This is a genomic window from Diaphorobacter sp. HDW4A (assembly GCF_011305995.1).
GTDB lineage: Bacteria > Pseudomonadota > Gammaproteobacteria > Burkholderiales > Burkholderiaceae_C > Diaphorobacter_A.
The window spans coordinates 3,176,165-3,188,268 of record NZ_CP049910.1 but is presented as its reverse complement, the minus strand read 5'-3'; the positions used below and the strand labels follow the sequence as shown (position 1 = coordinate 3,188,268).

Genomic DNA, 12,104 nt, shown 5'->3' with positions numbered 1-12,104 from the left:
ATCGCGCCAATCAAATCGCTTTTCTATAGTAAATCAGACATAAAAATGACAGATACGTTTGAAGAAAGAATCCCCAGCAGTTAGCCGACTTTTCTGTTTCTGCGAATGACAAGTGGCATGGTGCTTTGAATAACTGCTTGCGCTTGAACGAACAGCCGCTGTAGTCGGGTCTCGGTTTACGTGTCATTTGCGTTGTGCATCGCATTGGCATGTGCGCCCCGTGTCCGTGATGCCAAGTGATTTGAACCTGTCAACTCGAACGCTCGACCACGTGGGCGTCGGTGCATCGTCCCTCATGTGGAAACGCTGTCTGGAAGCTGTCTACGGTGTTGAACTACGGGTGATGACATCTGGCGTGATTGTGAAGGTCTTCTTCAGGCGCGGTGGCCGTTGTTCGACATGTCTTCCGTGCATATTTCCTACTTAATTAACGCAGGCTTCCATACTTGCTCACCACAATCCCCGATTGCTCCAACTCGGCTTTCAAAATCTCCAGCGCCATTGACTGGTGTCTGGGCGTCATGCGTGCAGCGTCTGCTGCGACGCTGATGGCGGCTTTGTGGCTGGATTGGACTTTGATGGGTACGCCTATGCCTGATGCGCCGGTCGTGAGCAGGTTGTTGCTGACGGAGTGACCTAGCGCACGGGTCTGCTGCACCATGTCCATCAGGCGTTGCAGGCTGATGCCTGCGGCTTCGTAGTCGAGCTGACGGCGTTCGTGGATCTGTGCGAGTTCCCGATCTTTCAACGTGGCGGCGAGTGCGAGGCTGGCGGTGCCCTGTCCGAGCAGGCGGATCTGGCCGGTCATAAGACTGTGGGCGTGCAGCGGTTTGTCGCCGATTTGCACATGCAGGCAATGTGCGAAGTCGCCCACGCGGATGATGAGGAAGACCGAGTCGCCGGTGCGGCGCGCGATGTTTTTCATGGCGGGTTGGCAGGCCTCGAATACGGGTGGCTTGGCCATGGCCGCGAGGCCCGTGTGCATGGCCTGCACACCGAGCCGATAGCGGCCGCTGCCTGCGTCCTTGGCGGCGAAGCCGGTCAGCGCAAGCACCATCAGCATGCGTCTGGCGGTGGATCGATCAAGTCCCGAGAGGTTGGTGAGTTCAGCGATGGAAACGCCTGGCACGTGATGGTCGGCCACCAGCTGCAGCACCTGCACCAACCTCGCCGGGCTCTGGGCTCCGGGAATCCCCGAGTTCATATGGTGAACATTGGTGCCGCCCATTTTTGTCATCGCAAGTCTCCGCATTCATAGTTTGAGCGATCCCGTCGATCACGTTCCAGGCCGCAGCAGGCTGGGATCGCGACGCAGTCTCACGCTTTGTCTGGAGTTGTCATGAGCGCTTACCGTCCCGTGCACTTGCCCCATGTCCCCCCCGTGGTGGGAGATGGCCGATCCCCTCGCTGGACCCGTCGACCGGATCAATCCAACTGGGGGGATTTCGGGCCGGATGATCAACTGGGGCGGCTGAATTTTCTGACGGCCGACAAGGTGCTCGAGGCAGCGCGGGAAATTCAGACTGGTAAGCGCTTCTGTCTGAGCTTGCCATTGGATCTTCCGGGGGGCAATGCGTTGAATCCCCGTCGTCATCCACCGATCATCAAGCCGTCGCGCCGACCGTTGGGGCCGGGCATGAATTTCGCACTCAGGCAGGAGCATCCGAATTACACCGATGTGGTCAGCGACGACTACGCGCAGATCTATCTGCAGTATTCGACGCAGTGGGATGCGCTGTCGCATGTGGGAAGCCATTTCGATGTGAATGAAGATGGCATCGAAGAGCTGGTGTACTACAACGGTTTTCAGGCAGGCATCGATATTCTGGCTCCCAAGGATCTGCCTGACATGGACGGGCAATCTCGCGCGTTGGCGCTTGGTGTTGAGCGGCTGGCGGAGCAGGCGATTCAGGGGCGCGGTGTGCTGGTCAATCTGCGCAGGCATTTCGGCGACGGGCACACGCTGGTGACCGGACGCATGCTCAAGGACGTGCTCCGGCAGGATGGCATCGAGGTGAGCAAGGGGGATGTTGTCGCGTTCTATACCGGCTTCAGCGATTTGCTGATCGCCTGCAACAGGCAGCCCAAGGCCGACATGCCGGAGACCACCTGCGCCGTGCTGGATGGCCGCGATCCGGAACTGCAGCAATGGGTGATCGATAGCGAGGCCGCCAGTCTGGTGGCGGACAACTACGGCGTGGAGTCCGTGCCCGGCCGTCCGGTGGATGGGAACTGTGCATTTTTGCCATTGCACGAGTTGTGTCTTTTCAAGCTCGGCATGCCGTTTGGCGAGCTGTGGTATTTGCATGAACTCGCGCAATGGCTGGAGGCTGCCGGGCGCTATCGCTTCATGCTCACGGCGCCCGCGCTGCGTTTGCCGGGTGCGGTGGGTTCGCCGCTCACTCCCGTGGCCACCGTGTGAAGGGGCAGGGATGAATCAACCAACCATGCTCTGCGAGTTGCTGGCTCGCACGCCTGCTGAATCCATTGCGCTGGAGTTCGGTGAACTGCGGCTGAGCTATGCGCAACTGCGGGAACAGATCGAAAGCGTCGCGCAAGGCTTGCGCAATCAGGGGCTTCACGCCGGGGATGTGCTGGGCATCTGGTTGCCCAACACGCCGCGATGGCTCGTGCTCCATCTTGCGTGCGCATCATTGGGCGTGAGCACGCTCAGCCTCAATCTCAAGCTGGGGGTGAAAGAGATCGCAAGCTTCATTGATCGCTCGGGCGCCAAGGCGCTGGCGTTTGACCGGCGCATCGTCGATGCGGGAGCATCCAGCGCTGGACCGAACGCAAGCGACGAGAACCAGCTTTCGATGGTATGGCAGCAGCACGCGGGCTCGCTCCATTGGTTGCTCGACGCGTCGGTTGACTCGCTCGGACAGATGGCACGGAGTCGGCCGAATGACACACGGGCTGCGCCGGTCTGGAGTGATTGGAATACGTTGATGCATGCATCACCAGAGGGTAGTGAAGTGAAGCCGGACCTGTCCGGTTGGCCCTGCATCATCCTGTCCTCATCGGGCACCACCAGCCTGCCCAAGCTCATCGTGCATGCGCAAAGCAATATCGCGTTGCATGTGCAGGACGTAGCACCGGGCTTCGATGTGCAAGCGGGCGACCGCACCTTGCTCGCGTTGCCGATGTGCGGCGCGTTTGGCTACACCGCGGCCATGATGACTCTGGCGGCAGGTGCCACGCTTGTTTTGCACGAAATGTTCGAACCAGCATTGGCCGCTAGGGCATTGAGCGAGCAACCGATCACCCACATGTTCGGCACCAACGACATGGTGGAAAAGCTGATTGCTCCCTTGCCAGACGACTGGCGGCCGCGCGCCCTCAAGTTCGTGGGCCACGCCAATTTCGTGCCGGGTCTGGACGAGCTGCCAGCGCGGGCACAGGGCTTGGGCATGCGCATGGTGGGCTGCTTTGGCATGAGCGAGATTTTTGCGCTGTTTGCGCATCAGGCCGTGAATGCCGAGTTGCCGCGCCGCGCGCAGTCCGGTGGCATTCCCGTTACCGCCAGCGTGCAGGTGCGCGCGCGCAATCTGGAGACGGGCACGGTCTGCGCAACCATGGAGCCCGGGGAGCTGGAGTTTCGCGGGCCCTACATGATGAAGGAATACCTCGGCAACCCGGAGGCGACTGCGAATGCGTTCACCGACGATGGATTCCTGCGCTCGGGTGATCTTGGCTATGTCAACGGTGATGGCGGGTTCACGCACATCTCGCGGTTGGGGGATGTGCTGCGCATCGGCGGGTTTCTCGTCAACCCGGCGGAGATTGAAGAGGCGGTTCTCGCGGTCAGTGGTGCGAGTGCTTGCCAGGTGGTAGCCGTGCAGGCGGCGGGCAGTTCTCGGCCAGTGGCCTTTGTCATTGTGGATGGCACGCAGGTGGTCGACGAGGCGCTCATCAAGGATCAGCTGCTGCGCCAGATCGCCAAATACAAGGTGCCGATACGAATCATCCGCATGGAAGGTTTCCCCTACACGATGGGCCCCAACGGCAAGAAGGTCAAACGCAACGAGCTGCGCGATCTGGCGCAGTCGATGCTGGACAAGGAGAGCACGACGTGAAACCGCATTGGTCTTTGCCTGATATCCCATTCTTCTCGGAGCGGCATGCCGATGTGGTGGCCGCACTCAACCGCTGGATCGCTCGCAATCGCCCCGTGTTGCAGGACGAATCCGAAGCGAGCCTCAATGCGCAATGCGCGTATTGGCTGGAGTCGCTGGCGGCCGAGGGAATTCTGGACCTCGCCGTGCCCAACGCATTGCCGGTGGAAGCAGGCGAGCCCGGGGTGGATCTGCGCTCGATCTGTCTGGTGCGCGAGTGCCTGGCCTACTACGCACCGCTGGCCGATTTTGTGTTCAGCATGCAGGGCATAGGCTCTGCGGCGCTGTGGCAGAAGGGCGACCCGGAGGTGGTGACTTCATATGTGCGTGCCTGCGCGAGTGGTGAAAAGGTGGCGGCTTTCGCTGTGACCGAGCCGGACGGGGGATCGGATGTCGCATCCACCCGCACGAGCGCGCGGCTCGATGGTCATGAATACGTGATCAACGGTGCGAAATCCTACATATCGAACGGCGGCATTGCGGACTTCTATCTGGTGCTGGCGCGCACCGAGGAGGGCAAGGGTGCAGGGGCGCTGTCCGCACTGCTTGTGGATGCGGACACACCGGGGTTGATCATCTATCGCCAGATCGACGTCATCGCGCCGCATCCGCTCGCGGAGATCCATTTTGAGGGCTGCCGGGTTCCGGCCAACCGGCTCATCGGCGCACCGGGAGATGGATTCAAGGTGGCGATGTCGGTGCTCGATGTGTTTCGCAGTTCGGTGGGCGCGGCGGCACTGGGTATCGGGCAGCGTGCACTCGATGAAACCGTGGCGCGTGTCACCACACGGCAGTTGTACGGCCGCGCCATGTCGGAGATGGACACCGTGCGCCACAAGGTGGCGGACATGGCGACGCAGCTCGAAGCCGCGCGGCTTCTGGTGCACAAGGCCGCGTGGATGCGCGATGTGCGCCGTGTGCGCATTTCCACCGAGGCGGCCATGGCCAAGATGCAGGGCACGGAGGCGGGATTCCAGGTAGTGGATGCAGCGGTGCAGTTGTGGGGCGGGCTGGGCATCACCTGCGGCACGGTGGTGGAGCGGCTGTATCGCGAGATCCGCCCGATGCGCATCTACGAGGGCGCCACAGAGGTGCAGAAATCCATCATTGGTCGTCAATGGCTGCGAGGTGTTGCATGAACCCGAAATCGAATCAACGCGTGCTGGTGACCGGTGCGAGTCGTGGCATTGGTCGCGCCACCATGCGCTATTTGGCGAGCAGCGGCTACGACGTGGTCGGTCTGGCGCGGACCCGACCAAGCGATGCGACTGCGGATGAGCGATTCGTGTGCTGCGATCTTATGGACCTCGAGAGCACGCGGCAAGTACTGGACGGGCTTGCGAGGGAAGCCCCGTTCTACGGACTCGTGAACAACGCGGCGCTTGCGCACACCATCAACATCGCACAGACCAGCGTGGCTGACATGAACGAGGCGATGACGGTGAACGTCAATGCGGCGCTGGTCTGCCTGCAGTCGCTGATGCCGGGGATGGTGGCAGCGGGCATTGGCCGGGTCGTCAACATCTCGTCGCGCGCGGCGCTCGGCAAGCCCAACCGCACGGCCTATAGCGCCAGCAAGGCGGCGGTGATCGGTATGAGTCGCACCTGGGCGCTGGAGCTGGCAGGCAGCAATGTCACCGTCAACGTCATCGCGCCGGGGCCGGTCGCGACTGAGCTGTTCAAGCAAGCCAGCCCGCCGGAATCCGCGCAGACCAAGGCGTTGCTGGCAGCGGTGCCGTTGCAGCGGGTGTCAGAGCCGCAAGAGATTGCCCACGCGATTGCTTTTCTGCTGCACCCGCTGTCGGGCTACATCACGGGGCAGACGCTGCACATCGATGGAGGTCTGACCATCAGTGCGACCCGACTGTAGTCAGGCAATCCCCAACAATCAAAGGAGACAGCGTCATGCAAGTACACAAGCGAGAAGAGATGGGCGCAGATCGATCGGTGCGCGAGGACGTGAATGCATCACGGCGCCATTGGATGACAAAGGCAGGTATCGTTGGAGCGGGCGCGATGTGTTCCAGTCTGCTCGCCCACGGCGTGGCCTGGGCCGACAAGGCCTATCCATCGAAGCCGGTGAAACTGGTCGTGCCGTTTGCGGCTGGTGGTGCGACCGACGTACTCGGTCGGTTGTTGGCCAAGGTGCTTGAGGGACCGCTCGCTCAGCCGGTCATCGTCGACAACAAGGTGGGCGCGGCCGGGGCCATCGGTGCCACCAGCGTCGCCAAGGGCGAGGCGGATGGCTACAGCATTCTCATGGGTGGCGTGGGCACCAACATCGTGCTGGAGCACACCATGCCGGATCTCGCCTACAGGCCGCAGAGAGACTTTGCGGCGGTCGCGTCGATCTGCAATGTGGACTACGTGCTAGCGGTCGCCAGCGACAGTCCGTATCAGACGCTGGGTGATTTGCTTGTCGATGCGAAGAAGCGCCGTGGCGAGGTGCGCTACATGTCCACCGGGCCTCTCGGGCCGCTGCATGTGGCGATGGAATATCTCTCGAAGCTGAGTGGTGTCGAGATGATCCACGCGCCCTACAAGGGCGAGGCACCGGCACTGCCGGATCTTCTCGAGCGCCGTATCGATGTGGGGATGATGACTGCGCTGTTCACGCGCGCGCAGGTGCAGGCGGGCAAGTTGCGCGTGCTGGCGACGATCAGCGAGCGACGCATGAGCTCATGGCCTGAAATTCCGACGGTCGCCGAGCTGGGCTATCCCGGCTTCGCCGCGCCCATCTGGAACGGCTTCTTCGTGCATCACAAGACTCCGCAGGCCATCGTCGACCGGCTGGGGCAGGTCACCGTCAAACAGGTGTTGAGTGCCGAGGTGCGTCCGCAATTGGAGAAACAGGGCGTGACTGTGACCGGGCACGGTCCGGCTGAATACGAGGCGTTTCTGCAGCACGAGCGCCAGCGTTGGCACAAGATGATTCGGGAATCCAGAGTGCTGAACGTGTAGTGGGTGTTTGTAGAGATTCCGTGAGCGAACCTATCCAGAAATCAAGGAGACAACATGACGAATCCGAAGAATGGCAAACGCCATGCGCCTCCCCATTGGTGCATGACAGCATGTACCGCGCTGCTGTCCGCAGTCGGTCTACAGGCACACGCTCAAATCACGCCGTCCACGCAACCCGTGCGCATCGGCATGATCGTCGATCAGTCAGGCGTCTACTCCGCTATCACTGGCAAGGGCAGCATCACCGCCGCGCAGATGGCCATTGACGAGCGGGGCGGAAAGGTGCTCGGGCGCAAGATCGAACTGCTCACGTTCGATCATCAAAGCAAGGCTGACACGGCGGCGGCCAAGGCGCGCGAATGGTATGACAACGGCGTGGATGCGATTCAGGACGTGGGCGGTTCGGCCGCCGCGCTGGCGGTGCTCAATATCGCCAAGGAAAAGAACCGGATTCTCGTGATGAGCGGCCCGGCCAGCGACCGCATCACTGGAGACATGTGCGGCCCAACGGTGGCGCACTGGGCGTACAACTCCTACGCGCTCGCAAACACCGTGGGCAAGGCGGCGGCCGAGCGCATCGGCAAGAACTGGTTCTTCATCGCGGCAGATTATTCCGGCGGGCAGGATGTTGTGCGCGCCACCACGCAGGCGATAGCGACGGTGGGCGGCAAGGTCATCGGCGAGGCCAAGCATCCATTGAACGGCACCGATTTTTCCTCCGCCGTCGTGCAGGCGCAGAGCAGCAAGGCCGATGTCGTGGGGCTCGCCAACTTCGGCAACGATCTGGTCAATTCGATCAAAGCGGCGCGCGAATTCGGCATCAAGCCGGACAGCAAGCAGAGGCTCGCCTCGCTGCTCATGTACATCAACGACGTGCACTCGCTCGGCCTCAAAACCGCGCAAGGCATGTTGCTGTCCGAGGCGTTCTACTGGGACCTGAACGACGAGACGCGCGCGTTCTCGAAAAAGTATTTCACCAAGGTCAACGCCATGCCCAACATGAGCCAGACCGGCGCGTATTCCTCCGTTCGGCACTACCTCAAAGCCGTCGAGGCGGCGGGAACGACGGAATCCTCCGCCGTGATGGTGAAGATGCGCGAGCTTCCCGTGCAGGACGTACTGACCAAGAACGGCAAGCTGCGCGAGGACGGAATGATGGTGCACGACATGTATCTGTTCCAAGTGAAATCACCCGAGGAATCCAAGGCGCCGTGGGACTACTACAAGGTAATCAGCATGGTTCCGGCGGACAAGGCGTTCGTGCCCTTGAGCGAGTCGGCCTGCCCGTCGGCACGCAAGCAGTGATCTCCTGCTTGGCTTCTGGCGATTTCATTCTCCGAACTCCCCGGTTTCGGTGGTATCTTTGCCCGCACTATGCAAAGTCTTTTTCACTTGGCCTATCACGTCACCGACCTCGAAGAGGCTCGCAAGTTCTACCGCGATGTGCTGGGTTGCGCTGAGGGGCGCAGCACGGACACTTGGGTGGATTTCAACTTCTTCGGTCACCAGATCTCGCTGCATCTGGGGGAGCCGTTTGCGGTGACGAACACCGGGCGCGTCGGCGCTCACATGGTGCCGATGCCGCATCTGGGGTTGGTGCTGCTCAAGCCCGACTGGCTGAAGTTGGCCGAACGCCTGAAGGCGGCGAACACGCAGTTCGTGCTGGAGCCGCAGGTGCGATTCGAGGGTGAGCCGGGTGAGCAGTGGACAATGTTCTTCCGTGACCCATGCGGCAATCCAATAGAGGTCAAGGGTTTCGTGAGTTGGGAACAGGTGTACGAGCACTGATGGGTGAATGGCATCGGCGAGTCGCCCATGCCGGCCCCGAAATTCAATGTATGCCCGAAGCGACGTTTGCACGTTGCTTCGGGCTGATTTATTTCCGACCGTGGATCGACAATGGCATATCGGGTAAATACCGGGATGTTATTCATGCAAATTCACATTTTCTGCTGACCTGTAAGCTTCGTGAAATCCAGAATCCAGGGATTTTTAATAATCCATAAGTCATTGATATGATGGGATTTATTGGGTGGAGGCAACAGAATTTGATTGTGTTGGATGAATGGGTTTGAATCTTGTTTCATAAAGTACAATTTGAAGCCTTAAGAGGGGGCTTCCTGTCCGGGCTTTCTAACTGAATAGCCGTGCATAATCGCGGTTGCTTTTGGATAGTCGACTGGTGGCAGTGCGCAAAAAACGCATGGCGAGGCTTGCACACGAAGTGTGTGCTGGCTTGTGGCGTTGCGTGGGGTCGGGCTGCAAGCTTGAAGTGACTGGATGCACGCGATGCCTATAGTGCATAAAACAAAGATCTAACAGATGATGGTGGAGTTGGTGTGAGAGTCGAGTTTTCCATTCGGGCTAGCGCTGCTGTGGCCTGCGGATTGCGCGAGCACGCCGAGTGGCAGCGTTGGGCTGCGTCGCCGTCCCCTTCTGTATCTTCCGGGGAGTTGGTGCTGGATCTCTCCCATGTTCCAGCCATGGCGCGCCGTCGCCTGGGCCGTCTGGCCAAGATGGCTGTGCTGGTGGCCGATGACGTGCTGCAGCGGGAACAGCTGACGGATCTGCCTGTGGTTTGGGCATCCCGTTATGGCGATGCCGAAAAGTCGCTCGCGCTGCTGCGTTCTCAGGTGGTTGGCGAGCCGCTGTCTCCTACCGCTTTTGGTCTCTCGGTGCACAACGGTGTGGGCGCGCAGCATTCCATTTTGCGCGGCATGGCTGCCAATGCGATCTGCGTGGCGTCTTCAGGCTGCGTGCCCGAGGCGGGCGTAGTCGAAGCGCTGGGGCTGTTGGGCGATGGCGCTTCTGATGTGTTGTTGGTCTGCTATGACGAGCCTTTGCCCGGCGAATATGCGAGCTTCACAGAATCGCCACTTGCCGAGTTTGCGTGGGCAGCGCTACTGACGCAGAAGTCCGATACATTGCCTGGTTTTGCGTTGTCGGCCATCGCCGATGCGCCCGCAGGTTTCGATGCGTCAGATGCTCCGGTGCTGCCGCATGGCCTGCGCGTGCTGCAGTTTCTTCTGGCTGCCGATCAGCCGAGCATGTCGCGCGAGCGATGTGAGGGCGGCGCTTGGCTGTGGGAGCGGCTGCATGCTTGAGCGTCTGAACCGCTGTTGGCGTGTTGTCGCCACCGGCTTTTGCTTTGCCATGTTCGGCCTCGGTGGGCTGTTCATTCGGCTGGTCGTTTATCCGCTTCTGTTGTTGTTCACCCGCGATGCCGAACGCCGCAAGCGTGCGGCGCAGGCGGTGATCCACCACAGCTTCCGCTTCTTCGTGGGTCTGATGAATTTCGTTGGCGTGATCTCCTACGAGGTGCGCCATCTCGAGCGTCTTGATCGCAAGGGTCTGCTGATTCTGGCCAACCATCCGTCGCTGATCGACGTGGTGTTTCTGGTCTCGTTCATTCCGAGCGCCGACTGCATCGTCAAGGAGTCGCTGCTCAGAAACCCGTTCACGCGCGGGCCGATCCACGCGGCGGGTTTCATCTGCAACAGCGGCGGCGCGCAGTTGGTGGAAGACTGCAACCGCTCGCTTGCCGAGGGCAACAACCTCATCATCTTTCCCGAGGGCACGCGCACGCCGCTGGTGGGTGACGTGAAGCTACAGCGCGGCGCCGCGCATGTGGCGGTCAAGGGGCGGGTGAACATCACGCCGGTGCACATCCACACCAGTCTGCCGATGCTGCCCAAGGGCCGCCCATGGTGGAAGGTGCCCGCGCGCAAACCGCATTTCATTTTCGAGGTCCGCGAGGACATCGACATCGAAGAATTCTGCGTGGCCGCAGGCAATGAGTCGCTGGCCGCGCGACAAGTCACGGACTACCTGTCCGACCATCTTTTCAGAGGACCTTCACGTGCTTCAGCTTGAACAGGAAATCAAGGAGCTCATCATCTCGTCGCTCGCGCTCGAGGATATCGCTCCGCAGGACATCGACTCTACCCAGCCACTGTTTGTGAACGGTCTGGGGCTGGACTCCATCGACGCGCTTGAGCTGGGCCTCGCGCTGCAGAAGAAATACGGCGTGAGCATGTCCGCCGATTCCGAGCAGACGCGCCAGCACTTCAGCAGCGTCAACGCGCTGGTGGCCTTCGTCGCCGGCCATCGGGCGCAGTGAGCCGACACGGCACATCGCGTCCCCAATACTCTCTCTTTTCTCATTGGATACGGCCATGAACAAGCAGGAAATCTTTGAGCACATCGTCCGCATCCTGGACGAGAACTTCAGCATCGAAGCCGCTCGCGTCACGCCCGAGGCGAAGCTCTACGACGATCTGGACATCGACAGCATTGATGCGGTGGATCTGATCGTGCAACTCAAGCCGCTGGTCGGTAAGCGCCTGAACGCGGAAGCGTTCAAGACCGTGCGCACCGTGCAGGACGTGGTCGATGCGCTGCACAAGCTGGTGAACGAAGACCAGCAAGCCGCCTGATCGACCGCGAACGCAGGAAGGCCTTGGCATGCGCAACTGGGTGAAATGGGCCCTGATCGTGTTGACGGTGCTCTATCCGCTCGTGGTGTATGCCGCGATCGGACGGATACCGCCGCAGTGGCTCGCCCTGTTGCTGACGGGGCTGGCCGTGGCGCGCGCGTTGGCGGTGCGCCAGCGGTTCTGGTGGCTGGTGGCGGGCGGTGCAGCGATTCTTGGCGTGGCCGCGTGGCTCAGTCAGGATGCGCTGATGGTCAAGCTCTACCCGGTGTGGGTCAACGTCGTCATGCTGGCGGTGTTCGGCTACAGCCTGTTCCATCCGCCCTCGGTCGTCGAGCGCCTCGCGCGCCTGCACGAGCCCGATCTGCCGCCCTCCGGCGTGGCTTACACGCGCAAGGTGACCAAGGTGTGGTGCGGCTTCTTCGTGCTCAACGGCACGGCTGCGGCCATCACCGCACTGTATGGCAGCGATGCCGTCTGGGCGCTCTACAACGGGCTGATTGCCTATGTGCTCATGGGCTGCCTGATGGGCGTGGAATGGCTGGTGCGCCAGCAGGTGCGCCGCAGCGGCGCGTCCGCCCACTGATCGAATGAA

Annotated in this window: 13 protein-coding genes; 12 read left to right on the top strand and 1 reads right to left on the bottom strand. The window is 61.1% G+C overall.

The features are described from left to right. Positions 1 to 427 precede the first annotated feature (427 nt). Complete coding sequence (locus G7047_RS14535; protein ID WP_240939501.1) at positions 428 to 1,237, bottom strand: IclR family transcriptional regulator; 810 nt, start codon at positions 1,235 to 1,237, stop codon at positions 428 to 430. 102 nt (positions 1,238 to 1,339) lie between these two features. On the opposite strand from G7047_RS14535, the gene G7047_RS14530 reads away from it, so the two are divergent. The 12 genes from G7047_RS14530 (at position 1,340) to G7047_RS14475 (ending at position 12,095) form a co-directional block, all read left to right on the top strand. Beyond that, a complete protein-coding gene (locus G7047_RS14530; protein WP_166306661.1) occupies positions 1,340 to 2,422 on the top strand; it encodes a cyclase family protein in 1,083 nt (360 codons plus the stop codon). A 10-nt stretch (positions 2,423 to 2,432) separates the two neighbouring features. After that, positions 2,433 to 4,076, top strand: coding sequence for an AMP-binding protein (locus G7047_RS14525; protein WP_166306658.1), 1,644 nt, complete (start codon positions 2,433 to 2,435; stop codon positions 4,074 to 4,076). Next, positions 4,073 to 5,254 carry an acyl-CoA dehydrogenase family protein gene (locus tag G7047_RS14520; protein WP_240939500.1) on the top strand — a complete coding sequence of 394 codons (1,182 nt, stop codon included), beginning with the start codon at positions 4,073 to 4,075 and terminating at the stop codon, positions 5,252 to 5,254. The genes G7047_RS14525 and G7047_RS14520 overlap by 4 nt, the downstream gene beginning before the upstream one ends. Beyond that, positions 5,251 to 5,985: an SDR family oxidoreductase gene (locus G7047_RS14515; RefSeq protein ID WP_166306655.1), complete on the top strand. Its 735-nt coding sequence runs from the start codon at positions 5,251 to 5,253 to the stop codon at positions 5,983 to 5,985. Before G7047_RS14520 ends, G7047_RS14515 begins: the two co-directional genes overlap by 4 nt. A 35-nt stretch (positions 5,986 to 6,020) precedes the next feature. Continuing rightward, on the top strand, positions 6,021 to 7,076 hold the full coding sequence (locus G7047_RS14510; protein ID WP_166306652.1) for a tripartite tricarboxylate transporter substrate binding protein: 1,056 nt from the start codon (positions 6,021 to 6,023) through the stop codon (positions 7,074 to 7,076). 54 nt (positions 7,077 to 7,130) lie between these two features. Next, entirely contained in the window at positions 7,131 to 8,381 is a 1,251-nt protein-coding gene (locus G7047_RS14505; protein WP_240939499.1) for an ABC transporter substrate-binding protein, read from the top strand. 69 nt (positions 8,382 to 8,450) lie between these two features. Then, a complete protein-coding gene (locus tag G7047_RS14500; protein ID WP_166306649.1) occupies positions 8,451 to 8,864 on the top strand; it encodes a VOC family protein in 414 nt (137 codons plus the stop codon). Between the two features lie 551 nt (positions 8,865 to 9,415). After that, positions 9,416 to 10,180 (top strand): beta-ketoacyl synthase chain length factor, encoded by a 765-nt coding sequence (locus G7047_RS14495; protein WP_166306646.1) that lies wholly within the window; start codon positions 9,416 to 9,418, stop codon positions 10,178 to 10,180. Further along, positions 10,173 to 10,949, top strand: a complete 777-nt coding sequence (locus tag G7047_RS14490) for a 1-acyl-sn-glycerol-3-phosphate acyltransferase (RefSeq protein ID WP_166306643.1) — start codon at positions 10,173 to 10,175, stop codon at positions 10,947 to 10,949. The genes G7047_RS14495 and G7047_RS14490 overlap by 8 nt, the downstream gene beginning before the upstream one ends. Further along, positions 10,936 to 11,196, top strand: coding sequence for a phosphopantetheine-binding protein (locus G7047_RS14485; RefSeq protein WP_166306640.1), 261 nt, complete (start codon positions 10,936 to 10,938; stop codon positions 11,194 to 11,196). The genes G7047_RS14490 and G7047_RS14485 overlap by 14 nt, the downstream gene beginning before the upstream one ends. Before the next feature lie 55 nt (positions 11,197 to 11,251). Then, a complete protein-coding gene (locus G7047_RS14480; RefSeq protein ID WP_166306637.1) occupies positions 11,252 to 11,512 on the top strand; it encodes an acyl carrier protein in 261 nt (86 codons plus the stop codon). Between the two features lie 28 nt (positions 11,513 to 11,540). After that, positions 11,541 to 12,095: a hypothetical protein gene (locus G7047_RS14475; RefSeq protein WP_166306634.1), complete on the top strand. Its 555-nt coding sequence runs from the start codon at positions 11,541 to 11,543 to the stop codon at positions 12,093 to 12,095. The last annotated feature ends 9 nt before the right edge of the window (positions 12,096 to 12,104 follow it).

Bases quoted from the DNA above. Each gene is read 5' to 3' on its own strand.
- G7047_RS14505 (WP_240939499.1), top strand. From the start codon at position 7,131: ATGACGAATCCGAAGAATGGCAAACGCCATGCGCCTCCCCATTGGTGC.
- G7047_RS14500 (WP_166306649.1), top strand. From the start codon at position 8,451: ATGCAAAGTCTTTTTCACTTGGCCTATCACGTCACCGACCTCGAAGAG.
- G7047_RS14510 (WP_166306652.1), top strand. From the start codon at position 6,021: ATGCAAGTACACAAGCGAGAAGAGATGGGCGCAGATCGATCGGTGCGC.
- G7047_RS14530 (WP_166306661.1), top strand. From the start codon at position 1,340: ATGAGCGCTTACCGTCCCGTGCACTTGCCCCATGTCCCCCCCGTGGTG.
- G7047_RS14515 (WP_166306655.1), top strand. From the start codon at position 5,251: ATGAACCCGAAATCGAATCAACGCGTGCTGGTGACCGGTGCGAGTCGT.
- G7047_RS14490 (WP_166306643.1), top strand. From the start codon at position 10,173: ATGCTTGAGCGTCTGAACCGCTGTTGGCGTGTTGTCGCCACCGGCTTT.
- G7047_RS14480 (WP_166306637.1), top strand. From the start codon at position 11,252: ATGAACAAGCAGGAAATCTTTGAGCACATCGTCCGCATCCTGGACGAG.
- G7047_RS14535 (WP_240939501.1), bottom strand. From the start codon at position 1,237: ATGACAAAAATGGGCGGCACCAATGTTCACCATATGAACTCGGGGATT.
- G7047_RS14475 (WP_166306634.1), top strand. From the start codon at position 11,541: ATGCGCAACTGGGTGAAATGGGCCCTGATCGTGTTGACGGTGCTCTAT.
- G7047_RS14525 (WP_166306658.1), top strand. From the start codon at position 2,433: ATGAATCAACCAACCATGCTCTGCGAGTTGCTGGCTCGCACGCCTGCT.